Raw genomic sequence first — 25,219 nt, forward strand, 5'->3', positions numbered from 1 at the left:
CTTCCTGGATATTTCTGGTAGGCCGTGCGGGACTCGAACCTGCGACCAACGGATTAAAAGTCCGCTGCTCTACCAACTGAGCTAACGACCCGAAAGACCGAGATTATATGTAAGTTTCATGCTACCTGTCAAATCACCCATGATGATTTTTATCAGGAATCTTGATCTTGCATCCCAGGCGGAAACCGCGTGTCCGAAAAACGCTTACTTCAGGACCGTCAGCCGCTCCTTGGCCGTCTGGGCTGCCGGAGCGTCCGGGTATTGGGCGATCAGCGTTTCCAATGTCTTTTTGGCGGCTGCACGGTCCTTCAGTTCCATGTAGCAGCTTGCGATGTTGAGCAGCGCATCCGGCGCCTTCGGATTGTCCGGATAGTTCTTCACCACCACCTGCTGGGCCGTGATCGCGTTCTTGTAGTCGCGCTGCGCATAGTAGGTGTTCCCGAGCCAGTATTGTGCCGAGGGGGCAAGACCGGATTCGGGGTAACGGCGCGTGAAGTCGTAGAACGAAGCACCGGCATTGCGGTAATCGCCGGCCTTGAAGAAGGCGAGGGCGGCGTCGTACGCCTTCTGCTCGCCTTGTTCCATCATGACTTCCTTGCCGTCGATGGTGACCTTCTGCGGCTCGAGCTTGCGCACGCGGTTGTCGAGGTCGACGTAGAAATCCTTCTGGCGCTTCTGCGTGTTCGCCAGCTCGTTGGTCAGGATTTCGATCTGGCCGCGAAGGCGCGCGATTTCCTGGCGCAATTGTTCATTCTGGTTATTCAGGTCGAGGTTGTTGCTCTTGTCCGCCTTGGCATTGATTTCCGACTGCATGTTGGTGAGCCGGGCGCGGATTTCGAGAATGGCCTTGCGTGCCTCCTCGTCCTCGAACAGTGCCGCCTGCGATTGCAGGGGCATCAAAGAAAACGCGGCCACGAAGGCCGCTGCGAGTGATGATTTGATGGTCTTGTTCATGATTGCTCTTGAACGCCTCGTTAACCGGTTGTGCCCTTGTCGGGATCCCCTTCCCTGGAAGCAGGGAAGGGGGCGGAGGATGAGTTTTGGAGACCGCCACCCATCACTGCAGTATTACTGATAAGCGATGTCGGCGCGGCGGTTTTCTGCCCATGCCGCTTCGTCGCTGCCTTGCGCCTTCGGCTTTTCTTCGCCGAACGACACTGCCTCGACTTGCGCGTCGGACACGCCCAGCAGGTTCAGCGACTTGCGAACGGCTTCAGCGCGCTTCTGGCCCAGTGCCAGGTTGTACTCGCGGCCACCGCGTTCGTCGGTGTTGCCCTGGATGATGACCTTGCGGCCCTTGTTTGCAACCAGGTACTTGGCGTGCGCTTCGACCACCGGTTTGAACTCGTCCTTGACGATGAAGCTGTCGTAGTCGAAGTAGACGCTGCGCTTGGCCAGGATGCCCTTCGGATCGTTCAGCGGATCGGTGGAGCCGGTGGTGATCGGAGCAACGGTGCGTGCATCGGCGGTGCCGGTCGGGGTGGCGCTACGCTCTTCTACCTTGACATTGTCATCCAGCTTGACCGAAGAGCCGCAGGCGGTGAGTGCAAAAACGCCCGCGAGCATGAGGGCAAGAGTGGTGGTGTTACGCATTAATGGTTCTCCCAAGAAAAAATTTCCAAAACCCATATTATTTCATGAACGGGCCCCATGTGGGCTCCCGGATGTCGCCTGTCTGGGTTGTCAGGCGGTGTTTGACGCGGCCATCCACCGACACGACGGCCAGTGCGCCGCGGCGTCCCGCCTCGGTGGCGTACATGACGTACTTGCCATTTGGCGAGAAGCTAGGCGACTCATCCTTCGCCGTGTCGGAGATGCGCAGCTCCTGGCCGCTTTGCAAATCGAGGATGTAAAGCTGGAAACGGCCTTCGCGGCGCGAGATGTAGGCCAGGCTCTTGCCGTCGGGCGCGACACGCGGGCTGATGTTGTAGCCGCCGGAGAAGGTGACGCGCTGGGCGTCGCCGCCATTTACGCTCATACGGTAGATCTGTGGGCCGCCGCTGCGGTCGCTGGTGAAATAGATGAATTGGCCGTCGGCGGAGAACTGTGGCTCGGTTTCGATGCCGTTGGTGTTGGTCAGCTGGCGCAGTCCGCTGCCGTCCGCATTGACGATGTAGACCTGCGTAAAGCCGTTGCGAGACAGTGCCAGGGCCAGCCGGCTGCCATCCGGCGACCACGAGGGCGCGGAATTGCTGCCGCGATGGTTGGCCACGACGGTGCGCTGGCGGCTGGTCAAGTCCTGCACGTAGACGACCGGCTTCTTGGCTTCGAACGACACATAGGCAACCTTGGTGCCATCCGGCGACCATGCGGGCGAGATGATCGGCTCGTTCGAGCGCAGCGCAACCTGCGTGCCTTCACCGTCGGAATCGGCGACCTCGAGCCGATACTCGTTGCCGGACTTGGTGACGTACGCGATGCGGGTCGCAAATGCGCCGCGCACACCAATCAGCTTTTCATAGATATCGTCTGCGATCTTGTGTGCCGCAACGCGCAGGCGATCCGGTCCTGCCACCTGGCCGAAGCCGGACAGGTTGGCTGCCTTCACCGTATCCAGCAGGCGATAGCGTACGTCGTAGCGGCCATCGGCCAGGCGCTGCACGCTTCCGATCACCAGTGCGTCGGCGCCATGTGCTTTCCACTCGCCGTAGTTGATACTGGTCGTTTCCGACATCGTGTTGCCGGTATCGATGATCTTGAAATAGCCGCTGCGCGCGAGGTCGGCCTTGATGATCGCCGTAACCTGCTGCGGTGCCATGGTCTCGTCGGCAAAACCCGCAATCGCAATCGGGATCTGGGTCGCCCCGACGCCAGAGGTTTCCACCCGGAGCTGCGCCTGCGCCACGCTGGACAGGCAGAAGGCAAAAACGGCGAATCCACGCAAGAAGAGATTTTTCATCATGGTTGCTTACTGGTCTTTCGGTTTATGGATGCCAATAAAAGTGGCGGGGACGGCGCCGGACTTGTCCCGTGGATAGGGCTGCGAACGCTCGATTGCACGGGAAACCGCCTCATCGAAGCCGGGCACGCCCGAGGGCTTCAGCTTGCGGATGCCCGCGACTGATCCGTCCGGCAACAGTCGAACCTCATATTCTACCGGCGGGTTGCCCTGCAAGCCTTCCGGCACGATGAACGCGATGTTCGAGCGAATCTTCGCCGCAATGCGCTGCACATAATCGCCGTCGGCACGGCCGCCCTGCGACTTCGGTGCTTCGCCGGTGCCGCCGGTTCCCACGGCGCCGGTCATGCGCTTCAGTTCATCCTCGCGCAGTTTCGCCATGAGCTTCTGATCGGCTTCTTCCTTGCGCTTCTTGTCTTCGGCTTCTTTCTTCGCCTTCTCCGCCTTGGCTTTTTCCTGACGCTTGGCTTCCTCGAGCTTCGCCAGCTTTTCTTTTTCTTCTTCCTGGCGCTTCTTTTCCTTCGCTTCGTCTTCGAGGCGCTTCTTCTTCTCTTCTTCCTTGCGCTTCTTTTCCTTTTCCAGCGCGATGTCAGGCTTCACGACCGGCGGCTCCTCGACCTTCGGCTTCGGCGGTTCCTTGACCACGGGCTTGGGGTCGGGTTCGGGTTCCTTCTCCTTCGGCGGCTCGGGGAGCGGCGCGGCTTCGCGCGGCACCGGATCCCATACCTCGGCTTCGATCGTCACGGGCGTTTCGCTCTGCCAGGTAACGCCAACCCAAAGGAACAGAAGCAGCGCAGCATGGACCAGCGCCGCAAAAACGAGCGCACGTCCGCCGCCGGGTTCCTTCGGGACGATATACGGAGTTGCGTCAGTCATTGCTTCGTCGCCAGCCCCACGCGGGTAATGCCGATTTTCTTGGCTTCCGAAATCACCTGGATCACTTCGTCGTACTTGATGTCCTTGTCCGCCGAAATCATGACGGGCAGCTCGGGATTGGCGCCGTGCATCGTCTTCAGTTTCTGGACGAGCGCGCTGCGGCCGCCCACCTTCTCGGGCTGCGCGCTTGCACCCTTGCCGCCGTTGAGACCGATGGTCGCGGAGGTGTCAGGCTTCAGTGAAATCTGGATGTACTCGGACGGCGGGAGCGAGGATTTTGCCGCCGTCGGCAGGTTGATGACGCCAGGGTTCGTCAGCGGCGCCGCCACCATGAAGATCACGAGCAGCACCAGCATCACGTCGATATACGGCACGACGTTGATTTCAGACTTGAACTTGCGGCTGCGCCCGCCGCGCATGGAACTGTTTGCCATCAGCGTACCTGTCGCTGGAGGATGTTCGAAAATTCTTCAATGAAGCTCTCGAATCGGATCGCGAGGCGATCGATGTCGTGCGAGTAGCGGTTGTAGGCGACCACGGCGGGAATTGCGGCAAACAGGCCGATTGCGGTAGCGACCAGTGCCTCTGCAATGCCCGGTGCGACGGATGCCAGCGTGGCCTGCTGCACGTTGGCGAGGCCGCGGAATGCGTTCATGATGCCCCACACCGTGCCGAACAGGCCGACGTACGGCGACACTGAACCGACGGAGGCGAGGAATGCGAGGTGCGATTCGAGCGCATCCATTTCGCGCTGATACGCCGCGCGCATCGCCCGACGGGCGCCGTCAATCATGCTGCCTGGATCGACCGTTCCTTTGCCGGCAAACGTTGCCTTGCCTTTGATGAACTCGCCCATTCCGGATTCGAAGATGCGCTCCAGTGCACCGCTCTTGCCGCCGCTGCGGCGGCGATTCGACGTCGCTTCCTCGTACAGGGCATTCAGGTTACCCCCCGACCAGAATGCGCGCTCGAAGTCCTCGGTCTGCGTTTGCGCGCTCTTGATGGCAAACATCTTCCGGAAAATGTAGGTCCAGCTCATGATCGAGACGAGCAGCAGCAGGGCCATGACCAGCTGCACCAGGAGGGATGCGTTGCTGATGAGTGAAATGAAAGACAGGTCTTGGGTGACGGTCATGTGTTTCTGTTAAATGTTTGCAAATTGGTCCCGCGGCACGAGTTGCTGCATGCGGGCAGTCGTCGTGAGGCGAGGAAATTCATCCAGTGTTCTTTATCCGGTCAAGTACTTCGTCCGGAATGGGGCTCGGCCGGAATGTGGATGTGTCCACGCAACCAACCTTGATGCGGCCGCTGGCCAGCAGCCGAAGATCCTCTCCCTCGACGCGCCAGGCTTCTTGTATGAATTGCACGGAGGCGCGTCCGAGTCGTTCGACAACGACGGAGAGTTTCAGTTCATCATCTAATTTCGCGGGGGCATGATAATCGACCGCCGTGCTTTTGACCACGAACATTACATGATGTGACACAGTCAGGAGCTGCTGCTCGATCCCGGCGGCGCGGAGCCATTCGGTCCGCGCGCGCTCGAAGAACTTCAGGTAATTTGCATAAAAGACAACGCCGCCGGCGTCGGTATCTTCATAGTAGACCCGGATATTCCAGGTGAAATCGGAAGTCATCGCCGGCGGATCCGTTCTCCGCGACGTGTTACGCAGGATTCGTTCATCAGATATTTCGTTTGATATTGAAGGGGGAGAAACCCTGGCACGTGGGCATCATCTCGATGTAGTTGATGTTGACATGTGGCGGCAGGGTGGCGATCCAGTATGCCGACTCGGCAATGTCCTTCGCGGTCAGCGGAACGGTGCCTTCGTACACCTTCGCTGCCGCGGCATCGTCCTTCAGGCGGACATTCGAAAACTCGGTTCCGCCGCACAGGCCGGGCGCGATATTGGTCGCGCGCACACCGGTGCCGACGAGGTCGGCACGCAGGTTCATCGTGAACTGGTCGACAAAGGCCTTCGTCGCGCCATAGACATTACCGCCCGGGTAGGGGTAGGTGCCCGCCACCGAGCCGATGTTGATGACGGTGCCGCGTCCGCGCGCCACCATGCCGGGGAGGACGGCGTGCGTCATGGTGACCAGGCCCTTGCAGTTCGTGTCGATCATGGTTTCCCATTCCTCGAGCGACGCCCTGTGCGCGGGTTCAATGCCGAGCGCGAGGCCAGCATTGTTGACGAGGACATCGATCTCTTTCCACTCCGTGGGGAGCGCCGCAAGCGCGGCATTGATCGACGCCTTGTCGCTTACGTCCATTGCAATGGGCAGAAGCGATGCGCCGAGTTCGGCCGCGAGGCCGTCCAGGCGTTCCTTGCGGCGCCCCGTGGCGATGACCTTATGGCCCGCCTGGGCAAATCTGCGCGCCATTTCTGCGCCAAAACCGGAGGTTGCACCTGTAATCAGGACGATCATGTTGTTTTCCTTTCGTGCGGGCGGATGGTTGCCAAAATTGTAGCCGAAAGGGGCTGTCTTCATCCGCCCGGCATGCTGCGCGGAAGCGAATACGCGTTCGAAACGGCGATCCTTGCTGAAAAGTGGTGGCTATCTTACAATCTAGCTCCATTTCGTCTCACGTAACTGGCGAGAAGCCGGGGCTGCGCCCCAGCGAAAAGGTGGGAATCCACCGGGGAACGTGAGATATCCATAGCCGTTCGCCTGGGCAGCCCAAATGGAATGCACGACTGAGGCTGCCTGTCATTTCCCATTGGCCCTCATTCGATTCAGGCAAACCCGATTTGCAATCGATTGGAGTTTTTCATGTTCGCAAAAGACCACACCATCGCCAAAGTCGATCCCGAACTTTGGTCCGCCATCCAGCAGGAAAACACGCGTCAGCAAGACCACATCGAGCTGATCGCTTCCGAGAACTACACCTCGCCCGCCGTGATGGAAGCGCAGGGTTCCCAGCTCACCAACAAGTACGCCGAAGGCTATCCGGGCAAGCGTTACTACGGCGGCTGCGAGTACGTCGATATCGCCGAGTCCCTGGCCATCAGCCGCCTGAAGGAACTCTACGGCGCGGAAGCCGCCAACGTTCAGCCGAACTCCGGTTCCCAGGCTAACCAGGGCGTGTTCTTCGCCATGCTCAAGCCGGGCGACACCATCATGGGCATGTCCCTCGCCGAAGGCGGCCACTTGACCCACGGCATGGCGCTCAACATGTCGGGCAAGTGGTTCAACGTTGTTTCCTACGGCCTGAACGAGAAGGAAGAGATCGACTACGACGCGATGGAACGCCTCGCGCACGAAAAGAAGCCGAAGATGATCATCGCCGGCGCATCCGCTTATGCACTGCGCATCGACTTCGAGCGGTTCGCCAAGGTGGCCAAGGACGTCGGTGCCTACTTCATGGTCGACATGGCCCACTACGCGGGCCTGATCGCCGCTGGCGTCTATCCGAACCCGGTGCCGTTTGCCGACTTCGTTACTTCGACCACGCACAAGTCGCTGCGCGGCCCGCGCGGCGGCGTCATCCTGATGAAGGCCGAGCATGAAAAGGCCATCAACTCCGCGATCTTCCCGGGTATCCAGGGCGGTCCGCTGATGCACGTCATCGCAGGCAAGGCCGTGGCGTTCAAGGAGGCGCTGTCTCCTGAGTTCAAGGCTTACCAGCAGCAGGTCGTGAAGAATGCCGACGCGCTCGCGAAAACCCTGATTTCCCGCGGACTGCGCATCGTTTCCGGCCGCACCGAATCGCACGTGATGCTGGTCGACCTGCGCGCCAAGAAGATCACGGGCAAGGAAGCCGAAGCCATCCTCGGCTCCGCGCACATGACCTGCAACAAGAACGCCATTCCGAACGATCCGGAGAAGCCGTTCGTCACTTCCGGCATCCGCCTCGGCAGCCCGGCCATGACCACCCGCGGCTTCAAGGAAGCGGAAGCGATCAAGGTCGGCAACCTGATTGCGGACGTACTCGACAACCCGCACGACGCGGCGACGATTGAGCGCGTGAAAGCGGAAGTCAAGACGCTGACCGACGCTTTCCCGGTCTACGCTTAAGGCCTGAAAATAGCGCTACACTGATCGCCATCCCATAAGCATGGGATGGCGATATTTGCAAAAAGATAACAGAATTGCTTTATTGCTAACTTTATGCGTCCCTTAACGGGACGCTTTTAGATAGGGCTGCGGCACTGCCATGAAATGTCCCTTCTGTCACCACGAAGACACCCAGGTCATCGACACACGCGTGTCGGAGGAAGGGGACACCATTCGCCGCCGCCGGCGCTGCGCGCACTGCGACAAGCGCTTCACCACCTATGAACGCATCGAGCTCTCGATGCCCGTCATCGTCAAGAAAAACGGCAGCCGTGCCGATTTCGACCCCTCCAAACTGCGCGCCAGCCTCATGCTGGCATTGCGCAAGCGGCCCGTATCCGCCGAAGCTGTCGACAACGCCATCCATCGCATTGAAGAGAAGCTGCTCTCGACCGGTGCAAGGGAAGTGATTTCCGGCCATATCGGCGAGCTCGTCATGCGCGAGCTCAAGCGCCTCGACAAAATTGCATACATTCGCTTTGCCTCCGTCTACAAGAGCTTTGAAGACGTGGCGGAATTCCAGGACGCGATCGCCGAAGTCGGCCGCGAACGCAAAGCTCCCGCCAAGTAAGCCGGTTTTTCCCTGATCGTGATTTCGCACGTCTAAAATGTTGCATAAAAGACAATATAAGTAGGGTCGAGAGAATGAAAATGAAGTTGAAACGCCACGCGGGCTTCTCGATGACGGAAGTCCTGGTATCCATTCTTCTCCTGTCATCAGGTGTCGTCGGCGTGATGGGCCTTCAGCTGGCATCGACGCGGACCACGCAACAATCTTCCTACCAGACGATGGCATTACTGCTCGCCGCTGATATTGCAGATACGGTCGGCTCCATGATGTCTGACGAACGATATGCTCACGCTGTAGAACCCTTGTTCGACGTGGACTACACGTCGTCGCCTGGAACATCGCCCGCAACCGATGGCTCCTGTCATTTCTCCCGTTGCGGGACCAGCGAGTTCGCCGCTTTCGAAATCAACGAATGGAAAGCGAGCTTGGCCGCAAACTTTCCCACTGCGCGCCTGCGCATCTGCCGCGATGGCAATCCCTGGAATGAAGCCGCGCATGTATACACGTGGGACTGCAGCTCGGGCATCGCCGGCGCCCCGTTCGTCGTAAAGGTCGGATGGAAGGTGAAGAATCCGGACGGAAGTTATTCGGCGGATGGTGCCGGCTTCCCGCCGAGTGTTGTCATTCCGGTTGCATCGATTTAGCAGAGGGTGTCCCGCATGCAGCAAGTCATTCCCCTACGTGCCGGACGCAGGCGTGAATATGGTGTGACACTCGTCGAGCTAATGGTCTCAATGACCGTCGGTCTGTTCGTTGTCGCGATCGCCACCGTCGTACTGGTATCCGCGAAGTCAGGTTATGTTGCTCAGACCGAGAGTGCCCAGATTCTTGATACCGGCCGGCATGCAATCGACATCCTTTCCAGAACTGTCCGGCAGGCGTCCTATTTCAACTGGGATGGCACCGATTTCAGTGCATTGAAGGAAGGCGACGGGCCAGCAATCTTCGGAATGGATGCCAGGAGCCTGAAAAGCCGCTCCGAGGATATTTCCTCGCCGCTTGCCCGTTCAATCAATGGCAGCGATGTCCTCGCGGTTCGCATTGGCGGATCCGGCGAGGGGAGCAATGGCGACGATTCGGTGCTCAATTGTGCCGGCTTCGGTATCGGAACAGGCGATGCGCCGGAAAAGCATGAACGCGGGTGGAGCATCTTCTACGTCGCTGAAGACGTCAGCGGCGAACCGGAGTTGTACTGCAAGTACCCGGGCGAGGATGGCTGGGCGGCGCAGGCGATTGCGCGCGGCGTGGAGTCATTCCAGGTCCTGTACGGGCTCGACACCGATGGAGACGGCTATCCGAACTCGGTCGTGAACGCAACGGAGGTTGAGGCAATGGCGAAGCTTGCGTCCGACAAATTCGAACCATGGCGGAAGGTGGTCGAGGTGAAGGTCGCGGTCCTCGTTCGAGGCGCCGGTGCCATCCTTGCCGAAGGTGAGTCCCGGGATTATGACCTCTTCGGCGAGACTTATTCATCCGTCCACGCTGCGCGCGACAGGGGCGTGCGGATACAGGTTTCGGACTTGCCGAAGGCGGTCCGGAATCGCGCACGCAAGGTGTTTGCGACGACAGTCTGGTTGCGTAATCGACCGGCAGGCGGATGAACATGCGACCTGACTTCTCGCGCGTGCACGAGGAGGGCGCCGCGCTGATCGTTTGTCTGCTGATGATGGTCGTCATTCTCCTGCTCGGGACATCCGGGGCACAGATTGCCCTCCAGGAAGAGAAAGCTTCCCGTCACGAGCGCGACAGGCTTATGGCCTTCGTTGCGTCCGAAGCGGCGTTGAAGGATGCCGAACTCGATATCTCGAAGTCTTCCAGAGTCTTGCTGTACACGAAGGAGGCCAAGGATCTTGCAGCCGGTCGATGCGAATCCGGTGCTGCAAACCCCTTGCTTGGACTGTGTCAGCCCGCTGCGCCCGGCATGTTCCCCGCGTGGCAGAGGATTCACCACAATCCTGGAATGATTTCTGTCCCATTGGGTTATTTCACAGGGCGTAGCAGTGCGCTGGTCGACAGCGCCGCCCCGCCGCGCTACCTGATCGAAGTCTTGCCCGATCCTGCACCGCATCTGGAAAGTACGGACAGCATGGCCAGGACGAGCTTTCGAATCACCTCGATCGGATATGGAAGCAATGAACAAACGCAGGTCGTGCTCCAGTCCTATTTCCGGAGAGCGGCGGATGGGCGGTGGGGCAGGCTGGGTTGGCGTGAAATCCTGAACTGGGAGGAGCTTCGTGAGGCACTTGAACGGGAATAATTGGGCGAGGGGATTTTCGCTCCTCCAGGTGATCATTGCGCTCGCCGTCGTCGGGATACTTGCAGGGTTTGCGTTTCCCTCCTACACGGAGGCGTCACGCAAGGCCAAGCGTGCAGAGGGGCGCGCGGCACTATACCAATTGATGCTCCAGGAAGAGCGCTTCTATTCCCAGCGCAACAGCTATATCGCTTTTTCCGCGGGCTCCTCGGGAGAGGATGAAAAACAGTTCAAGTGGTACTCGGGAAATAGCCCTGAAAGCAGCGGCTATGAAATCAAGGCGGAGGCATGCTCCGGCGGCAAGATACAGGACTGCGTTCGCCTCGTCGCCATCCCAGGAACCGCCAACGTGAACGCGAACTTTGAGGATCCATTGTGCGGAAATCTCTCCTTTGCAAGTACCGGGGAAAAGGAAGCGAATATGCCGGAATGCTGGAGGTAAGCCGGAATGAAACGACGCTCGCCATTTCTTCTGCGCTCCAGCCGGGGATTTACGCTGATCGAACTTGCCGTCACGTTGTCCGTAGCAGCGATTCTCTTTACGGCGGCTGTGCCCAGTTTTGTCAGCTTGATCCGGAATACGCAGATTACCGCCACAACGAACGATTTTTTCGCAGCGATCAACCTTGCCCGTGCCGAAGCCGTACAGCGAGGCATACGCGTGGACATGGTGCCCGCCGGCGAAGAGGGGGATTGGGCGCAGGGGTGGGTTGTTTTCATCGACAAGAACCGCGACCAGCGAGCCGGAGACAAGGATGTCATCATTTTCAGGCATGGGCCGGCGCCTAAGGGCATGCATATCACGGCCAGGCTGACGGATTCGACAGTACAATACCTTGCATACAACGGGGCGGGGCGTACACGGACCCATGACAATGGGTATCGGACTCAGTTCGGAACCTTTACTTTCGAGCTGGAAAGCAAGGTCAGGAAGATCAAGCTGAACTTCATCGGTCGTCCCCGCATCTGCAATCCGGAAATCGATACGGACACCTGCTAGCCTGCCATATGCGGGCACAGTCCCCGTGAACCAGACAGGCAATCAGTGAGAATCGACAACGACATGCAGGGCATGGAGCTGGCCCTCCAATGGGCAGCAAAATCCATGTTCATTACGACGCCCAACCCACGCGTTGGGTGCGTCATCGTCAAGGACGGTACGGTCATTGGGGCGGGGAACACGCAACCTCCCGGCCAAGCGCATGCGGAGGTGCAGGCGATGAACGATGCCTTGGACCGGGGTTATGACCTCCGAGGAGCGACCGTGTATGTGACGCTTGAACCGTGCAGTCATTTTGGACGTACCCCTCCTTGCGCCGACGCCTTGATCAAGGCAGGAGTGGCGAAAGTCGTCATGGCGGTCGGCGACCCCAATCCACTCGTTGGGGGGCAAGGGCGGTCGAAGCTTGAGGCGGCGGGCATCGAGGTCGTGTCCGGTGTGCTCGAAGAACAGGCGCGCGAAATCAACATCGGATTCATGTCCCGCATGCGGCAGGGCAAACCCTGGGTGCGGATGAAAGCTGCTTCCAGCCTGGACGGCAGGACTGCCCTGCACAATGGACTGAGCCAGTGGATCACGTCGCCGGGTGCGCGCGACGATGGGCATTGGTGGCGCGCCCGCGCCTGTGCAGTCCTGACCGGCATCGGTACGGTGCTGGAAGATGACCCGCAACTGACGGTCCGTGCCATTGAAACGCCTCGGCAGCCGCGACGGATCGTCGTCGACAGCCGCCTTCAGATCCGAACAGACGCGCGAATCCTTGAAGGAGGTGGTACATGGATTGTCACGGCAGTTTCGGACACCGAAAAAGAGGCATGCCTGCGTGACAAAGGCGCTGAAATCATCCAACTGCCCAACGCCGCTGGCAAGGTCGACCTACCCGCGCTCATCAAGGAGTTGGGTGCGCGCCAGATCAATGAATTGCATGTCGAGGCCGGCTTCAAGCTGAACGGCTCCTTGATTCGCGAAGGATGTGTCGACGAACTGTTGCTGTATCTTGCTCCGAGTCTCCTCGGGGATGCGCGCGGCCTGTTCGATCTTCCCGCGCTCGAATCGCTCGACGGCCGAAAGCACCTCACATTCCACGAAATCAAGCAAATCGGTCCCGATTTGCGTATCCTTGCCCGTTTTACCTGATCGGATCTGCCCATGTTTACCGGAATCGTTGCCGCCGTCGGCAAAATCACATCCATCACTCCGCTTGGCGGCGAGGCGGACGCCGGCGTCCGCTTGACGATCGACGCTGGCGGACTGCCAATGGCAGACGTCGCCCTGGGCGACTCGATCGCCCTGAATGGCGCGTGCATGACTGTGGTCAGCAAGACGGAAGCCGGGTTCACCGTAGACGTTTCCCGCGAGAGCCTGAATCGCACGGCAGGACTGGACGCTACGGGTGAGGTCAACCTGGAAAAGGCGCTGACGCTGGCCGATCGGCTTGGCGGCCACCTTGTTTCCGGCCATGTGGACGGGCTGGGTGACGTGCGCAAGTTCGAGTCGGTGGGCGAGTCGATGGAACTCGTGATCGCCGCCCCCAGGGAGCTGGCGAAATACCTCGCCTACAAGGGGTCCATCGTCGTCAACGGGGTTTCCCTGACGGTCAATCGGGTCGAGGACACAAAGGATGCCTGCGCGTTTTCGATCAACCTCATTCCGCATACTGTCGAAGTAACAACGCTCAAGCACTTGAAGCCGGGAGTCAAGGTGAACCTCGAGATCGACCTGATCGCGCGTTACGTCGAGCGGATGTTGAGCGCCAAGGCCTGACGATTTGGCCGCGCCGTCCGCACAAGTTTCAAACTTGAAAGTGGGACGGCCCCCAAATCCTTTAAAATAGCGAGCTACACAGGATTCAAGTCATGGCTATTTCAACAACTCAAGAAATCATTGCCGAACTGCGCGCGGGCCGCATGGTCATCCTCGTTGACGAGGAAGACCGCGAAAACGAGGGCGACCTCGTCCTTGCCGCCGAGTTCGTCACTCCGGAAGCAATCAACTTCATGGCCAAGTTCGGGCGCGGCCTGATCTGCCTGACCCTCACCGAAGAACGTTGCAACCTCCTGAACCTGCCGATGATGACGACCCGGAACGGGACGTCCTACGGCACCAATTTCACGGTCTCGATCGAAGCGGCGGAGGGTGTCACAACCGGTATTTCCGCAGCGGACCGCGCAAAGACCGTCCAGGTCGCGGTGGCCAAGAATGCGAAGCCGTCCGATATTGTGCAGCCGGGCCACATCTTCCCGCTGAAGGCACAGAAGGGCGGCGTCCTGATGCGCGCCGGTCATACCGAGGCAGGTTGCGATTTTGCCGAACTGGCCGGGCTGACCCCCGCAGCCGTAATCTGCGAAATCATGAAGGACGACGGCACCATGGCGCGTCTGCCGGACCTCATCGAGTTCGCAAAGGAGCATGGGCTGAAGATCGGCACCATCGCCGACCTGATTCATTATCGCAGCCAGAACGAAAGCATCGTCGAGCGCCTGGCCGAGCGCACCATGCACACCGTGCATGGGCCGTTCAAGGCCATCGCATACCGTGACAAGCCGAGCGGCGGTGCGCACCTCGCCCTGGTTCATGGCGATATCACCCCGGATGGCGAAACGCTGGTGCGTGTGCATCAGCCGGTTTCCATCCTGGACCTGCTCGAAACACAGGCGACTACCCATTCATGGAACATGGCTTCGGCAATGGCGGCCATCAAGGCGTCCGAACGCGGCGTCATGGTCCTGCTCAACTGCGAGGAGTCGGCTGAACAAATGTTTGCGCAGTTCGATGCGCTTAGCAAGCCCGAGCAGAAGCCGCAACCGCGCGAGTCGCGCATGGACCTGCGTACCTACGGCATTGGCGCCCAGATCCTGAAAGACCTCCAGGTCGGCAAGATGAAGCTGCTTGCCAGCCCGCGCAAGATGCCATCGATGACCGGTTTTGACCTTGAGGTGACCGGCTACCAGGCAAAGCCGGAGAACTGACATCTCCCCCCCGGGCGCCAGCGCGCCGAGGGCTGATGACATGTCGAATAAGAAATGGCCAAGCACTGCCTCGTCGGACGAACGTGGTGCTCGGTCCCAATACCCATGAGCGCAATCGCGCATGAAGGAAATACCATGACCGTAGGAACTTACGAAACGAATTTGAGCGGCGAAGGCCTGCGTATCGGCATCGTGCAAGCCCGCTTCAATGAAGACGTTTGCCACGGCCTCCTGTCTTCCTGCCTCGCCGAACTGAAGCGTCTTGGCGTCGCCGACGAGGATGTATTGCATGTCACCGTGCCGGGCGCACTCGAAATTCCGCTGGCGCTGCAGAAGATGGCGGAAACCCAGCAATTCGATGCACTGATTGCGATTGGCGCGGTCATACGCGGCGAGACTTATCACTTTGAACTGGTATCCAACGAATCCGGCGCCGGTATCACCCGCGTCGGCCTGGATTTCGGCATTCCCATCGCCAACGCAGTCCTGACGACGGACACCGACGAGCAGGCTGAGGCGCGCATGGCAGAGAAGGGCGCCGACGCTGCGCGTGTCGTCGTGGAAATGACCAATCTTTCGATTGCGCTGGAAGAACTCGCAGAAGTGACAGAGGAAGAGTAAGCAATGACGCAAAAGACGACTGTCCACGCGAATCCGAACAAGAATCGCACACCGCGCCATCGTGCGCGAGAATTTGCGCTGCAGGGCCTCTATCAATGGCTCCTGAACAATGAGGATGCCGGCGCGATTGACGCCCACATTCGCGAGGCGCACGGTTTCAACAAGGCTGATGCCGAGCATTTCGACGCGCTGCTCCACGGCGCGATCAAGCAGGCGGTTACCTTGCGCGAAGGCCTTGCCCCGATGATCGATCGCCCGATCGACCAGTTATCGCCAGTCGAGCATGCCGCCCTGCTGATCGGTGCATACGAGCTGACCAACCACATCGAGATCCCCTACAAGGTAGTGATTAACGAGGCAGTGGAGCTGACCAAGTCCTTTGGCGGCATCGATGGTCACAAGTATGTCAACGGTGTCCTCGACAAGTTTGCAGCGACTGCACGCTCCGTCGAGGTCGAAGACGCGAAGAAGCGCGGCCAGCACTGACCGTTCTGCCGCACCTCCCCTTGTCGCCGGCCACCAGCCGGCGATTGCACGACTCACATCCTGCGATGAATCCAATCCTCGCTTCCCGCCTTGCCAATATCGCCCCCTTCCACGTCATGGAGCTGGCGAAGATGGCAACCGAACTGGAACGGCAGGGCCGCTCCATCATTCACATGGGCATCGGCGAGCCCGACTTCACGGCGGCGCCACCGGTTATTGAGGCCGCGGCGCGCGCCATGGGTGACGGCCGGCTCCAGTACACGTCTGCTATCGGCATTCCCGCGCTGCGCGAAGCAATTTCAGAGCATTACTTGCGTGTCTACGGGTTGCAGGTCGCGCCTTCACGCATCGTGGTCACGGCCGGCGCCTCGGCTGCGTTGCTCCTTGCTTGTGCTGCGTTGGTCGAAACTGGTTCCGAAGTGCTGATGCCGGATCCGTCGTACCCTTGCAATCGCCATTTCGTCGCCGCGTTCAATGGGCAAGCGAGGATGATTCCGAGCGGCCCGGAGCAGCGTTTCCAGCTGTCCGACGACGTGGTCCGGGAGCAGTGGACCGACAAGACGCGGGGCGTGTTGCTCGCGTCGCCTTCGAATCCGACCGGCACATCGATTCCGCATCACGAGCTTGCAAAGATCGTAGGGACCGTTCGGGACAAGGGTGGTTTTACGATCGTCGATGAGATCTATCAGGGACTGACCTACGACGAAGAGCCGTTTTCGGCGCTGTCGCTCGGCGAAGACGTTATCGTCATCAACAGCTTTTCAAAGTACTTCAACATGACGGGCTGGCGCCTGGGCTGGCTGGTCGTACCTGAGTTCATGGTGCCGCAAGTGGAAAAGCTGGCGCAGAACCTGTTCATCTGCGCATCCAGCATTGCTCAACATGCGGGCGTCGCCTGCTTTGCGCCCGAGTCGATCGCTATCTACGAACAGCGCAAGGCGGAGTTCAAGCGGCGGCGGGACTACATCGTTCCTGCGCTCAGGCAGCTGGGCTTCAAGGTGCCGGTAACTCCTGATGGAGCTTTCTATGTATATGCGGACTGTTCAGCACTTTCGGATGATGCCGACAAGCTGACGATCGACATGCTGAACCAGGCAGGGGTTGTGCTGGTGCCCGGCCTCGACTTCGGGCCGTTCACGGCGAGGCAGTACATCCGGCTCTCTTATGCGACCTCGCTGGATAACCTGCGCGAGGCTGTTTCACGTTTGGAGAAATTCTTCGCGGAGCGCCGCTGAAATCAGTCACCAGGAATAAAAAAAGGAGCCGCAGGCTCCTTTTTTTATTGGCTAAACGCCGCAATTACAGTGCGGACGCGTGGTCGGCCTGTGCGAGCGGTTGGTTGGCAGAACCCGAAGCAGCCGCTTCCTCGACGGCTTCGACCTTGCGTTCCTGCGGACGTGCCTTCTGCACGGTCGAACTCGCGGAGGTGGAGTAGACCGGCACCTTCTTGCCCATCGCGACTTCCTTCAGTCGCTGGTACTCCGCCAGCACCTTGGCACCGTAGCCAGCGTCCGACTCGGATGCGCCTGCGCCAACGTACAGCTTCAGGCCCGCTTCGACGGAGCCACCACGGTTCACATAGTCCTTCAGGATCAGCGAGCCGACTTTGATGTTGGCGATCGGATTCAATGCTGCTTTTACGCCGCCGAGTTCTTCAAACTTGTCGCGGTGGACCTTGGACATTACCTGCATGAGGCCTTGTGCGCCGACAGGGCTTTCTGCAAACGGATTGAAGCGGGATTCAATGGCCATGACCGACAGGATGAGCAGCGGATCGAGCTTGATTTCCTTGGCCGTCAGGTAGGCGGCAGACACCAGCATGTCGGTCGCATCGGTCGCGACACGGTACCGCTTGGACAGCCATGCGGTCACCCATTGCTGCTGTCGGGTGCTGGCGGCCTGATTCTTCGCGTCAGTGCGCACGGCGGCATCTGCCTTCTCAGCCACGTCTTGCTTGGCGATAGTGGGCGCGGGCATATCCAGCAGCTCGGCGGTCTGGGGCAGTTCCGCTTCTTCGATTTCTGCCTGTGCGAACGGCGACAACGCCTTCAGGTGGTCGGTGACCTCGGGCTTGACGAACATGATGCCCAGCGCTGCGATTGCGAGAATGCCGAGCACCATCAGCATGTGGTGCGCGGTGGTGATGAAGCCGCTGACGGTGTCACGGGCGACGACCGCCCATGCCGCCGACTGGCTGGCTTTCTTGCGGGTGAAGTCGGACGTCACCCTGATGAAACGATTAATCATTTGAATCTCCCTGAAATCTCGCGGCAAGCGAAGAGCCCACTACAGAGCCTTGTAGACGCTTGTGTTTGCCGTGAATCAGTTACATCGTCTGTCATCGCGCGCGGCGCAATCGGCAGACGTCGGAATTGCTTGCTCAGGACTGGCGGCGCAGAAGGGGCCGGAACAGTGGCAAGCAACTTTTTTCGGGGATAAGGCAGACGCCTTTTGAAAACACTCCTTAAAATGTCATGTGGGACCCCGATCCCGTGAGTGATGAGGATTCTCGATGCGTAGCCCTGCTTCCCCCGGCCCGCTTCCTCATCAAGTTGGGCGAATTTTAGGGGGGTGTTTATATCGAGTCAATACTATAGAATCAAGTCTTTATTACTTTTGAATCTTGAAATCTCGCTGCGGCGCAACATTAAGCCAATAAAATCAACGACTTGGGCTTGAATTTTAAAAACAGAAGTTGCCCTCACACTTTGTCAAAAATCATGAAATATTCCGATTTGCGGGATTTTATTTCCCAACTGCAACAGTTGGGTGAATTAAAGCGCGTCCAGGTTGCGGTTTCGCCGTATCTCGAGATGACCGAGGTTTGCGACCGCACGTTGCGCACGGGCGGCCCGGCGCTTATTTTCGAGAAGCCTGAAGGGCATTCCATCCCCGTCTTGGGAAACCTGTTTGGCACGACGCGCCGCGTCGCGCTCGGCATGGGGGCGAACGATATCAGCGAGCTGCGCAAGATCGGCCACGTGCTGTCCTCGCTAAAGGAGCCGGAACCGCCGAAAGGCTTCAAGGATGTGCTCGGATTGGGTTCCATGGTGAAGTCCCTCTGGGACATGGCGCCGCGCGAGCATCGTTCCGCGCCGTGCCAGGATGTGGTGTGGGAGGGTAATGACGTAGATCTCGCAAAGTTGCCGATCCAGCATTGCTGGCCTGGCGACGTGGCACCGCTCATTACCTGGGGGCTTGTGGTGACCAAGGGGCCGAACAAGAAGCGGCAGAACCTCGGCATCTATCGCCAGCAGGTCATCGGCCGCAACAAGGTCATCATGCGCTGGCTGGCGCATCGGGGTGGTGCGCTCGACTTCCGTGAGCACGGCATCGTCAACAAGGGCAAGCCTTATCCGATCGCTGTCGCGCTTGGCGCTGATCCCGCGACAATCCTGGGCGCAGTGACGCCGGTGCCGGATACGCTCTCCGAATATCAGTTTGCAGGCCTGCTGCGTGGCAGTCGTACTGACCTGGTGAAGGCCATCGGCAGCGAATTGCGAGTGCCGGCTTCGGCGGAGATCGTGCTCGAGGGGCACATCTATCCCGACGAGTCTCATCCGAGCGGCTACGAGCATGCACTGGAGGGGCCGTACGGCGATCACACCGGTTATTACAATGAGCAGGAGTGGTTCCCGGTCTTCACCATCGACCGCATTACCATGCGCCGCGATCCGATCTATCACTCTACATATACGGGCAAGCCGCCCGATGAACCGGCTGTGCTCGGATTGGCCTTGAACGAAGTCTTCATTCCACTGCTGCAAAAGCAGTTCCCTGAAATCACCGACTTCTACCTTCCGCCGGAAGGCTGCAGCTATCGCATGGCCGTGGTTCAGATGAAGAAGTCCTATCCCGGGCATGCGAAGCGGGTGATGTTCGGCGTGTGGAGCTTCCTGCGTCAGTTCATGTATACGAAGTTCATCGTCGTGGTCGACGACGACGTGAATGTGCGCGACTGGAAGGAAGTGATCTGGGCGATTACGACGCGCGTCGATCCTTTCCGCGATACCACGCTGGTCGACAACACACCGATCGATTACCTCGATTTCGCCTCTCCGGTCAGCGGCTTGGGCAGCAAGATGGGAATTGACGCCACGAATAAATGGCCGGGGGAAACCAGTCGCGAGTGGGGGCGCACGATTGAAATGACCCCCGAAGTGAAGGCGAAAGTCGACGGAATCTGGCAGCAACTCGGACTTTGATTCCAGTCAACTCGAGAAATTCAGGGGCGCGCGGAGGCTATTGCTGATAGAATGGCGCTTGGCGGGCCCCTGCGCATTGTGGCATGGTCAACCTGGTCAGGTCGGGAACGAAGCAGCCACAGCCATTCCCCGCAAGTGCCGTAGACAAGGCTCGCCTCTTCTCTTTTTATTTCCCTGCTTTTTTTTGCGGTGATCCGCGTCTTGCGCGACGGATACGTCCACCGTCACCATTCGCGCAATCCGCGGCTATAACTTGCATCAGGTCAGGTAAAATGCGACCACCACTTATCAGCCTGCGCAGCCATGTCTTATCAAGTTCTCGCCCGCAAGTATCGCCCCAAGAGCTTTGAAACGCTCGTCGGGCAGGAGCACGTCGTGCGGGCGCTCACGCATGCGCTGGACCAGCAACGCTTGCATCACGCCTATCTGTTCACCGGAACGCGCGGCGTCGGCAAGACGACCTTGTCGCGCATCCTGGCCAAGTCGCTCAACTGCGAAACGGGCATTACCGCCAAACCGTGCGGCGTATGCGAAGCCTGTACCGCCATCGACGCCGGCCGTTTTGTCGACTATATCGAAATGGACGCGGCCTCGAATCGCGGCGTCGATGAAATGGCGCAGTTGCTGGAGCAGGCGATCTACGCACCGTCGAATGCGCGCTTCAAGGTCTACATGATCGACGAAGTCCACATGCTCACGAACCATGCGTTCAACTCCATGCTGAAGACGCTGGAGGAGCCGCCGGAGCATGTGAAGTTCATTCTCGCGACCACGGACCCGCAGAAGATTCCGGTGACGGTTCTTTCGCGCTGCCTGCAGTTCAATCTCAAGCAGATGCCGCCGGGCCATATCGTCGGCCATCTCGAAAACATCCTCGGCCAGGAAAGCATTTCCTACGATCCGCCGGCGCTGCGACTGCTCGCTGCGGGCGCGCACGGCTCAATGCGCGATGCGTTGTCGCTGACTGACCAGGCTATCGCTTATGCGGCGGGGAAGGTGACGCTCGAGTCCGTGCAAGGCATGCTTGGCGCACTCGATCAGTCTTACCTCATCCGCGTGCTCGACGCGCTTGCGGCAAAAGATGGAGCCGGACTGCTGGCAGTTGCCGACGAGATGGCAACGCGCAGCCTGTCGTACAGCGCGGCCTTGCAGGATCTCGGGACCTTGCTGCACCGGATCGCACTCGCGCAGACCGTGCCCGCCGCGCTCGCTGACGATGTCCCCGAACGTGAGGACATCGTTCGCCTGGCCGGCGCCTTCGACGCGGAAGAAGTTCATCTTTTTTACCAGATTGCCGTCCACGGCAAGAATGAGCTTGGCCTTGCACCGGACGAGTTTGCAGGCTTCTCCATGACGCTGTTGCGCATGCTTGCATTCCGCCCTGGTGTCGGCGGCGCCGAAGCGAAGCCGGTTGCCCGCGCGCCGGTTCAGGCCGCGGCTCCCGCTCCGGCGCCTCGGCCAGTTGCGGCTCCCCAGGCGGCCCCTGTCGCTTCTTCCGCCCCCGCGCGTCCTGCAGGCGCCATGAGTCCAGCGCGGGCCGCACTCGAAGCCGCACGCAATGCCGGCAAACCGCAAGCGGCCGCATCACCGGCACCGGTTGCGGCACGGCCGCCCACGCCTCCGGTGCAGCCGCCTGCGCCTCCCGCATCAGCTTCTGCGCCGCCTTGGGAAGACAATCCTCCGCCGCCAGCGCCGGAATGGGCGGACTTCGACTCTGCTCCGGCAGCGGCTCAAAAAAAAACTGAACTGAAACCGGCGGACGACGCATTCGGCGACACCGCGGTCATGGAAGAAGAGGCAGCGCCAGCGCCTCCGCCGGAGCCGCCTGCGCCGCGTGCCAAGGCATTGCCCGCCACTCCCATTCCCTCGCTGAACTGGGATGGCGACTGGCCGACGCTCGCCGGTGCCTTGCCGCTTCGCGGCGTCGTCCAGCAGCTTGCCCAGCAGAGTGAGCTCCTGCAATGCGAGGACAACGGTGATGGCGTGTCTATTCACCTGCGCATTCCGCTCGACACCTTGCGCTCTGCCGGATCCATTGAAAAACTGACGGCGGCGCTGACCGAGCATTTCGGGAAACCCGTGCGTATCACTACAGAAATCGGTGCGGTCGAACAGACCGCCAACGCGCAGGCGGTTGCCGACCGAGAGGCAAAGCTGCGCCAGGCCGAAGAAAACCTCCAACGTGATCCTTTTGTGCAGGCGATGATGCGCGAGTTTGGCGCAACCATCGTGCCGGGATCGATCAAACCCATTTAGACAAGGAGTACGACCATGATGAAGGGCCAACTCGCAGGGCTGATGAAGCAAGCGCAGCAAATGCAGGACAACATGAAGAAGATGCAGGAGCAACTGGCGACGATCGAAGTCGAAGGCCAGTCCGGCGCCGGCATGGTGAAGGTTGTCATGACCTGCAAAAATGACGTCAAGCGCGTGTCGATCGATCCCTCGCTTCTGGGTGACGACAAGGATATGCTGGAAGACTTGGTTGCCGCCGCGTTCAATGATGCGGTCCGCAAGGCGGAAGCGACTTCCCAGGAAAAAATGGCCGGCATGACGGCAGGCCTCCCGCTGCCGCCCGGTTTCAAGATGCCGTTCTGATAGTGAAATCCCCGACCAGCCTCGAATTCCTCACCGAAGCATTGCGCCGCCTGCCGGGCGTTGGCCCGAAATCGGCCCAGCGCATGGCCTATCACCTGATGCAGCATGACCGCGACGGCGCGGCCATGCTCGGACGTGCGCTGTCGCAGGCGGTGGAGCGCATCCACCACTGCGACAGGTGCAACACCTTTACCGAGAATGAGGTCTGCGAGACCTGCCTCGATTCTGCGCGCGACGCGAGCCTGCTTTGCGTAGTCGAGACGCCGGCCGATCAGATGATGATCGAGCAGACCCTGACCTACAAAGGGCTGTACTTCGTGCTGATGGGGCGGCTGTCGCCGCTGGACGGCATCGGACCGAAGGACATTCACCTCGAAAAGTTGATCGCGCGTGCAACCGACGGCATCGTCGCCGAGGTCGTGCTGGCAACGAATTTCACCAACGAGGGCGAGGCAACCGCCCATTACATTAGCGAGACACTCAAGGCGCGCGGCCTGAAGGTCAGCCGGCTGGCGCGCGGCGTGCCCGTGGGTGGCGAGCTCGAATATGTGGACGCGGGCACGATTGCACGCGCCATGCTGGACCGCCGATCCACCTAGTCTCCAACCGACGCCATGACAGAACAAAAACCATCCGGGCCGCTCGCCGGCATCAAGGTCCTCGAACTCGGTACGCTGATCGCAGGCCCGTTCTGCTCGCGCATGCTTGCCGAATTCGGTGCCGAGGTGATCAAGATCGAGGCACCGGACGGTGGTGACCCGATCCGTCAATGGCGTGTGCTGAAGGACGGCACCTCGCTCTGGTGGTATGTGCAGTCGCGCAACAAGAAAAGCGTGGCCCTGAACATGAAGGATCCGCGCGGGCAGGAGATTGCAAAGCGGCTTGCGCTCGAGGCCGACATCATCATCGAGAACTATCGCCCGGGCGTGCTGGAAAAGTGGGGCATCGGTTACGAGGATCTGAACAAGGTCAACCCGGCCACAATCATGGTCCGCCTGTCGGGCTACGGCCAGAGCGGCCCGATGAAGGACTTGCCTGGCTTTGGCGCAATCGGCGAATCCATGGGCGGCATGCGCTATGTGTCCGGACATCCTGACCGTCCGCCGGTTCGCATCGGCGTATCGATCGGGGATTCCGTCGCCGCCTTGCACGGTGTAATCGGTGCGATGATGGCATTGCGCCATCGCGACGCGACCGGAGGCCGCTGGAATGGCAAGACAGGCGATGCATGCGTTGCAGGGCAGGGCCAGATGGTCGACGTGGCCTTGTACGAAGCCGTGTTCAACATGATGGAGTCGCTGGTTCCGGAATATGACTTTGCCGGCGTGGTCCGCACTCGAACCGGCGGAGCATTGCCCGGCATCGTTCCGTCGAATACCTACACGACGAAGGACGGCGAGAACATCGTCATCGCCGGGAACGGCGACGCGATCTTCAAGCGCCTGATGGTTGCCATCGAGCGGCAGGACATGGCCGACGATCCGCAACTTGCGCGAAATGACGGACGCGTGCCCCGCACGGAAGAAATCGACGGCGCTATCCAAACGTGGTGCAGTACGAAGACCATCGATGAGGCTTTGAATATCCTGAAGGCGGCGGACGTCCCGGTCGGCAAGATCTATTCGGTAAAAGACATGATGAGCGATCCGCAATTCCTCGCGCGCGGCATGTTCGAGCAGCACGCCTTTGCGGATGGAACACCGATCAAGCTGCCGGCCATTACGCCGAAGCTTTCGGCAACGCCCGGCGAGACGAAATGGCTCGGGCCGGCGCTTGGCGAGCACAATGCCGAAGTCCTGCGCAGCCTGGGCTACGATGACCGGCATATCGCGCAGCTCAGGGAAGACAATGTCATTTAAGAGGCCACGACATGTTTAACAAGAAATTCTGGAAGCAGTTCGCGATCGCGTTGGCACTGTTCCTCGCCGGGTACTTCACCTTCAACAGCAATCTTTTCTCCTGAGCCCATTCCTGGCCGGGCGCGGCTTTTGCTAACTCTGTCATCGGGCAGTAAAGCGCCTTGAACTGGTGCGTCGTCGCGCCAATGCGGGGCAAATTCAATGACAATGCAATCTGCGGAGGAAGAAATGGTCCAGACCCCGGGCAGGAAAATCGTTCAATGTTCTGCTGCGCTGACGGCAATCGTTTCCATGCCGGCGCTGGCGCATCCCGGCCTGCATCACGTCGCGGGCTTCGCTTCCGGCTTTGCGCATCCCCTGGCTGGGTGGGACCATCTCCTGGCCATGCTCGCCGTCGGTTTCTGGGCGTCGCAGCAGCGTCGAGCCATGGCTATTGCCTTGCCTGTCGCTTTCCCCCTTGTGATGGTGCTTGGCGCATTGATCGCCACGGAGGGATATGCGCTTCCGTATGCTGAAGTCAGCGTTGGGGGTAGTGTCCTCGTATTGGGACTGCTGGTCGCATTTGCCGTGAAAATGCCGGCATGGGGCGGATTGCCGATCATTGCATTGTTTGCCGCAGCACACGGATACGCACACGGCCTCGAAATCCCAGGCGGAAGCGGCCTTGCGGCCTATGCCATGGGCTTCGTCACGGCAACCGTCATGCTGCACCTCGCGGGCCTGTCCGTCGGCCCGCTCGTCCGTACGCGATCAGTGGGGCACGCCGTTCGCGCGTTCGGCGCCGGCATTGCGGCGGGTGGCGTCTACCTCCTGGCAGTGATCTGA

The 25,219-nt window shown here is 59.9% G+C and carries 28 protein-coding genes, 1 tRNA gene, 1 other RNA gene and 1 riboswitch; of the genes, 20 read left to right on the forward strand and 10 right to left on the reverse strand.

The features are described from left to right. Positions 1-15: 15 nt before the first annotated feature. From ACNOHI_RS19415 to ACNOHI_RS19455, 9 genes are all read right to left on the reverse strand, one after another. A tRNA-Lys gene (locus ACNOHI_RS19415) sits at positions 16-91 on the reverse strand. Between the two features lie 113 nt (positions 92-204). Further along, positions 205-954 (reverse strand): tol-pal system protein YbgF, encoded by a 750-nt coding sequence (ybgF, locus tag ACNOHI_RS19420; RefSeq protein WP_420476348.1) that lies wholly within the window; start codon positions 952-954, stop codon positions 205-207. 114 nt (positions 955-1,068) lie between these two features. After that, a complete protein-coding gene (gene pal / locus ACNOHI_RS19425; RefSeq protein WP_420476349.1) occupies positions 1,069-1,593 on the reverse strand; it encodes a peptidoglycan-associated lipoprotein Pal in 525 nt (174 codons plus the stop codon). Between the two features lie 37 nt (positions 1,594-1,630). Next, entirely contained in the window at positions 1,631-2,902 is a 1,272-nt protein-coding gene (gene tolB, locus ACNOHI_RS19430) for a Tol-Pal system beta propeller repeat protein TolB (RefSeq protein ID WP_420476350.1), read from the reverse strand. A gap of 6 nt (positions 2,903-2,908) precedes the next feature. Further along, positions 2,909-3,775, reverse strand: coding sequence for a cell envelope integrity protein TolA (gene tolA, locus ACNOHI_RS19435; RefSeq protein WP_420476351.1), 867 nt, complete (start codon positions 3,773-3,775; stop codon positions 2,909-2,911). Next, positions 3,772-4,209: an ExbD/TolR family protein gene (locus tag ACNOHI_RS19440; RefSeq protein WP_420476352.1), complete on the reverse strand. Its 438-nt coding sequence runs from the start codon at positions 4,207-4,209 to the stop codon at positions 3,772-3,774. Before ACNOHI_RS19440 ends, tolA begins: the two co-directional genes overlap by 4 nt. Continuing rightward, positions 4,209-4,910 carry a protein TolQ gene (gene tolQ, locus ACNOHI_RS19445; RefSeq protein ID WP_420476353.1) on the reverse strand — a complete coding sequence of 234 codons (702 nt, stop codon included), beginning with the start codon at positions 4,908-4,910 and terminating at the stop codon, positions 4,209-4,211. Before tolQ ends, ACNOHI_RS19440 begins: the two co-directional genes overlap by 1 nt. A gap of 79 nt (positions 4,911-4,989) precedes the next feature. Beyond that, positions 4,990-5,409, reverse strand: coding sequence for a tol-pal system-associated acyl-CoA thioesterase (gene ybgC / locus ACNOHI_RS19450; RefSeq protein ID WP_420476354.1), 420 nt, complete (start codon positions 5,407-5,409; stop codon positions 4,990-4,992). 46 nt (positions 5,410-5,455) lie between these two features. Next, a complete protein-coding gene (locus ACNOHI_RS19455) occupies positions 5,456-6,202 on the reverse strand; it encodes an SDR family NAD(P)-dependent oxidoreductase (protein ID WP_420476355.1) in 747 nt (248 codons plus the stop codon). A gap of 151 nt (positions 6,203-6,353) precedes the next feature. Further along, a riboswitch (ZMP/ZTP riboswitch) is annotated at positions 6,354-6,458 on the forward strand. Between the two features lie 89 nt (positions 6,459-6,547). Between ACNOHI_RS19455 and glyA the strand changes: the two genes are divergently transcribed. The 13 genes from glyA (at position 6,548) to ACNOHI_RS19520 (ending at position 16,967) form a co-directional block, all read left to right on the forward strand. Continuing rightward, positions 6,548-7,792: a serine hydroxymethyltransferase gene (glyA, locus tag ACNOHI_RS19460; protein WP_420476356.1), complete on the forward strand. Its 1,245-nt coding sequence runs from the start codon at positions 6,548-6,550 to the stop codon at positions 7,790-7,792. Between the two features lie 139 nt (positions 7,793-7,931). After that, positions 7,932-8,402, forward strand: a complete 471-nt coding sequence (gene nrdR / locus ACNOHI_RS19465; RefSeq protein ID WP_420476357.1) for a transcriptional regulator NrdR — start codon at positions 7,932-7,934, stop codon at positions 8,400-8,402. An 80-nt stretch (positions 8,403-8,482) separates the two neighbouring features. After that, positions 8,483-9,046: a type IV pilus modification protein PilV gene (gene pilV / locus ACNOHI_RS19470; RefSeq protein WP_420476358.1), complete on the forward strand. Its 564-nt coding sequence runs from the start codon at positions 8,483-8,485 to the stop codon at positions 9,044-9,046. Between the two features lie 15 nt (positions 9,047-9,061). Beyond that, positions 9,062-10,003 (forward strand): PilW family protein, encoded by a 942-nt coding sequence (locus tag ACNOHI_RS19475; RefSeq protein WP_420476359.1) that lies wholly within the window; start codon positions 9,062-9,064, stop codon positions 10,001-10,003. Positions 10,004-10,005: 2 nt separating this feature from the next. Continuing rightward, on the forward strand, positions 10,006-10,659 hold the full coding sequence (locus ACNOHI_RS19480; protein WP_420476360.1) for a pilus assembly PilX family protein: 654 nt from the start codon (positions 10,006-10,008) through the stop codon (positions 10,657-10,659). Between the two features lie 28 nt (positions 10,660-10,687). Next, complete coding sequence (locus tag ACNOHI_RS19485) at positions 10,688-11,098, forward strand: type IV pilin protein (RefSeq protein ID WP_420476361.1); 411 nt, start codon at positions 10,688-10,690, stop codon at positions 11,096-11,098. A 6-nt stretch (positions 11,099-11,104) separates the two neighbouring features. Further along, a complete protein-coding gene (locus ACNOHI_RS19490; RefSeq protein WP_420476362.1) occupies positions 11,105-11,656 on the forward strand; it encodes a GspH/FimT family pseudopilin in 552 nt (183 codons plus the stop codon). A 63-nt stretch (positions 11,657-11,719) separates the two neighbouring features. Beyond that, positions 11,720-12,793: a bifunctional diaminohydroxyphosphoribosylaminopyrimidine deaminase/5-amino-6-(5-phosphoribosylamino)uracil reductase RibD gene (gene ribD, locus ACNOHI_RS19495; protein ID WP_420476473.1), complete on the forward strand. Its 1,074-nt coding sequence runs from the start codon at positions 11,720-11,722 to the stop codon at positions 12,791-12,793. Positions 12,794-12,805: 12 nt separating this feature from the next. Next, positions 12,806-13,420: a riboflavin synthase gene (locus ACNOHI_RS19500; protein ID WP_420476363.1), complete on the forward strand. Its 615-nt coding sequence runs from the start codon at positions 12,806-12,808 to the stop codon at positions 13,418-13,420. Positions 13,421-13,512: 92 nt separating this feature from the next. Beyond that, positions 13,513-14,625, forward strand: a complete 1,113-nt coding sequence (gene ribBA, locus ACNOHI_RS19505) for a bifunctional 3,4-dihydroxy-2-butanone-4-phosphate synthase/GTP cyclohydrolase II (protein WP_420476364.1) — start codon at positions 13,513-13,515, stop codon at positions 14,623-14,625. 135 nt (positions 14,626-14,760) lie between these two features. Next, positions 14,761-15,246: a 6,7-dimethyl-8-ribityllumazine synthase gene (ribH, locus tag ACNOHI_RS19510; protein WP_420476365.1), complete on the forward strand. Its 486-nt coding sequence runs from the start codon at positions 14,761-14,763 to the stop codon at positions 15,244-15,246. A gap of 3 nt (positions 15,247-15,249) precedes the next feature. Beyond that, a complete protein-coding gene (gene nusB, locus ACNOHI_RS19515; RefSeq protein ID WP_420476366.1) occupies positions 15,250-15,732 on the forward strand; it encodes a transcription antitermination factor NusB in 483 nt (160 codons plus the stop codon). 65 nt (positions 15,733-15,797) lie between these two features. Continuing rightward, entirely contained in the window at positions 15,798-16,967 is a 1,170-nt protein-coding gene (locus tag ACNOHI_RS19520; RefSeq protein WP_420476367.1) for a pyridoxal phosphate-dependent aminotransferase, read from the forward strand. A gap of 64 nt (positions 16,968-17,031) precedes the next feature. Here the strand turns inward: ACNOHI_RS19520 and ACNOHI_RS19525 are convergent, their stop codons facing one another. Further along, positions 17,032-17,979 (reverse strand): transglycosylase SLT domain-containing protein, encoded by a 948-nt coding sequence (locus tag ACNOHI_RS19525; RefSeq protein WP_420476368.1) that lies wholly within the window; start codon positions 17,977-17,979, stop codon positions 17,032-17,034. 473 nt (positions 17,980-18,452) lie between these two features. Between ACNOHI_RS19525 and ubiD the strand changes: the two genes are divergently transcribed. The 7 genes from ubiD (at position 18,453) to ACNOHI_RS19560 (ending at position 25,219) form a co-directional block, all read left to right on the forward strand. Further along, positions 18,453-19,937 carry a 4-hydroxy-3-polyprenylbenzoate decarboxylase gene (gene ubiD / locus ACNOHI_RS19530; protein ID WP_420476369.1) on the forward strand — a complete coding sequence of 495 codons (1,485 nt, stop codon included), beginning with the start codon at positions 18,453-18,455 and terminating at the stop codon, positions 19,935-19,937. 60 nt (positions 19,938-19,997) lie between these two features. Further along, positions 19,998-20,096: signal recognition particle sRNA small type (gene ffs / locus ACNOHI_RS19535), an RNA gene on the forward strand. A gap of 144 nt (positions 20,097-20,240) precedes the next feature. Then, positions 20,241-22,193, forward strand: coding sequence for a DNA polymerase III subunit gamma/tau (locus ACNOHI_RS19540; RefSeq protein WP_420476370.1), 1,953 nt, complete (start codon positions 20,241-20,243; stop codon positions 22,191-22,193). Between the two features lie 15 nt (positions 22,194-22,208). Further along, entirely contained in the window at positions 22,209-22,535 is a 327-nt protein-coding gene (locus tag ACNOHI_RS19545) for a YbaB/EbfC family nucleoid-associated protein (protein WP_420476371.1), read from the forward strand. A 2-nt stretch (positions 22,536-22,537) separates the two neighbouring features. Next, positions 22,538-23,134, forward strand: a complete 597-nt coding sequence (gene recR, locus ACNOHI_RS19550; RefSeq protein WP_420476372.1) for a recombination mediator RecR — start codon at positions 22,538-22,540, stop codon at positions 23,132-23,134. A 15-nt stretch (positions 23,135-23,149) separates the two neighbouring features. Continuing rightward, on the forward strand, positions 23,150-24,394 hold the full coding sequence (locus ACNOHI_RS19555) for a CaiB/BaiF CoA transferase family protein (protein WP_420476373.1): 1,245 nt from the start codon (positions 23,150-23,152) through the stop codon (positions 24,392-24,394). A gap of 201 nt (positions 24,395-24,595) precedes the next feature. Beyond that, positions 24,596-25,219 carry a HupE/UreJ family protein gene (locus ACNOHI_RS19560; protein WP_420476374.1) on the forward strand — a complete coding sequence of 208 codons (624 nt, stop codon included), beginning with the start codon at positions 24,596-24,598 and terminating at the stop codon, positions 25,217-25,219.

It is taken from the genome of Noviherbaspirillum sp. ST9 (genome assembly GCF_048799745.1).
GTDB lineage: Bacteria > Pseudomonadota > Gammaproteobacteria > Burkholderiales > Burkholderiaceae_D > Noviherbaspirillum.

What these genes read in the sequence shown, in the direction of transcription:
- ybgF (WP_420476348.1), bottom strand. Translation starts at nt 954, where the DNA reads ATGAACAAGACCATCAAATCATCACTCGCAGCGGCCTTCGTGGCCGCG.
- pal (WP_420476349.1), bottom strand. Translation starts at nt 1,593, where the DNA reads ATGCGTAACACCACCACTCTTGCCCTCATGCTCGCGGGCGTTTTTGCA.
- tolB (WP_420476350.1), bottom strand. Translation starts at nt 2,902, where the DNA reads ATGATGAAAAATCTCTTCTTGCGTGGATTCGCCGTTTTTGCCTTCTGC.
- tolA (WP_420476351.1), bottom strand. Translation starts at nt 3,775, where the DNA reads ATGACTGACGCAACTCCGTATATCGTCCCGAAGGAACCCGGCGGCGGA.
- ACNOHI_RS19440 (WP_420476352.1), bottom strand. Translation starts at nt 4,209, where the DNA reads ATGGCAAACAGTTCCATGCGCGGCGGGCGCAGCCGCAAGTTCAAGTCT.
- tolQ (WP_420476353.1), bottom strand. Translation starts at nt 4,910, where the DNA reads ATGACCGTCACCCAAGACCTGTCTTTCATTTCACTCATCAGCAACGCA.
- ybgC (WP_420476354.1), bottom strand. Translation starts at nt 5,409, where the DNA reads ATGACTTCCGATTTCACCTGGAATATCCGGGTCTACTATGAAGATACC.
- ACNOHI_RS19455 (WP_420476355.1), bottom strand. Translation starts at nt 6,202, where the DNA reads ATGATCGTCCTGATTACAGGTGCAACCTCCGGTTTTGGCGCAGAAATG.
- glyA (WP_420476356.1), top strand. Translation starts at nt 6,548, where the DNA reads ATGTTCGCAAAAGACCACACCATCGCCAAAGTCGATCCCGAACTTTGG.
- nrdR (WP_420476357.1), top strand. Translation starts at nt 7,932, where the DNA reads ATGAAATGTCCCTTCTGTCACCACGAAGACACCCAGGTCATCGACACA.
- pilV (WP_420476358.1), top strand. Translation starts at nt 8,483, where the DNA reads ATGAAGTTGAAACGCCACGCGGGCTTCTCGATGACGGAAGTCCTGGTA.
- ACNOHI_RS19475 (WP_420476359.1), top strand. Translation starts at nt 9,062, where the DNA reads ATGCAGCAAGTCATTCCCCTACGTGCCGGACGCAGGCGTGAATATGGT.
- ACNOHI_RS19480 (WP_420476360.1), top strand. Translation starts at nt 10,006, where the DNA reads ATGCGACCTGACTTCTCGCGCGTGCACGAGGAGGGCGCCGCGCTGATC.
- ACNOHI_RS19490 (WP_420476362.1), top strand. Translation starts at nt 11,105, where the DNA reads ATGAAACGACGCTCGCCATTTCTTCTGCGCTCCAGCCGGGGATTTACG.
- ribD (WP_420476473.1), top strand. Translation starts at nt 11,720, where the DNA reads ATGCAGGGCATGGAGCTGGCCCTCCAATGGGCAGCAAAATCCATGTTC.
- ACNOHI_RS19500 (WP_420476363.1), top strand. Translation starts at nt 12,806, where the DNA reads ATGTTTACCGGAATCGTTGCCGCCGTCGGCAAAATCACATCCATCACT.
- ribBA (WP_420476364.1), top strand. Translation starts at nt 13,513, where the DNA reads ATGGCTATTTCAACAACTCAAGAAATCATTGCCGAACTGCGCGCGGGC.
- ribH (WP_420476365.1), top strand. Translation starts at nt 14,761, where the DNA reads ATGACCGTAGGAACTTACGAAACGAATTTGAGCGGCGAAGGCCTGCGT.
- nusB (WP_420476366.1), top strand. Translation starts at nt 15,250, where the DNA reads ATGACGCAAAAGACGACTGTCCACGCGAATCCGAACAAGAATCGCACA.
- ACNOHI_RS19520 (WP_420476367.1), top strand. Translation starts at nt 15,798, where the DNA reads ATGAATCCAATCCTCGCTTCCCGCCTTGCCAATATCGCCCCCTTCCAC.
- ACNOHI_RS19525 (WP_420476368.1), bottom strand. Translation starts at nt 17,979, where the DNA reads ATGATTAATCGTTTCATCAGGGTGACGTCCGACTTCACCCGCAAGAAA.
- ubiD (WP_420476369.1), top strand. Translation starts at nt 18,453, where the DNA reads ATGAAATATTCCGATTTGCGGGATTTTATTTCCCAACTGCAACAGTTG.
- ACNOHI_RS19540 (WP_420476370.1), top strand. Translation starts at nt 20,241, where the DNA reads ATGTCTTATCAAGTTCTCGCCCGCAAGTATCGCCCCAAGAGCTTTGAA.
- ACNOHI_RS19545 (WP_420476371.1), top strand. Translation starts at nt 22,209, where the DNA reads ATGATGAAGGGCCAACTCGCAGGGCTGATGAAGCAAGCGCAGCAAATG.
- ACNOHI_RS19555 (WP_420476373.1), top strand. Translation starts at nt 23,150, where the DNA reads ATGACAGAACAAAAACCATCCGGGCCGCTCGCCGGCATCAAGGTCCTC.
- ACNOHI_RS19560 (WP_420476374.1), top strand. Translation starts at nt 24,596, where the DNA reads ATGACAATGCAATCTGCGGAGGAAGAAATGGTCCAGACCCCGGGCAGG.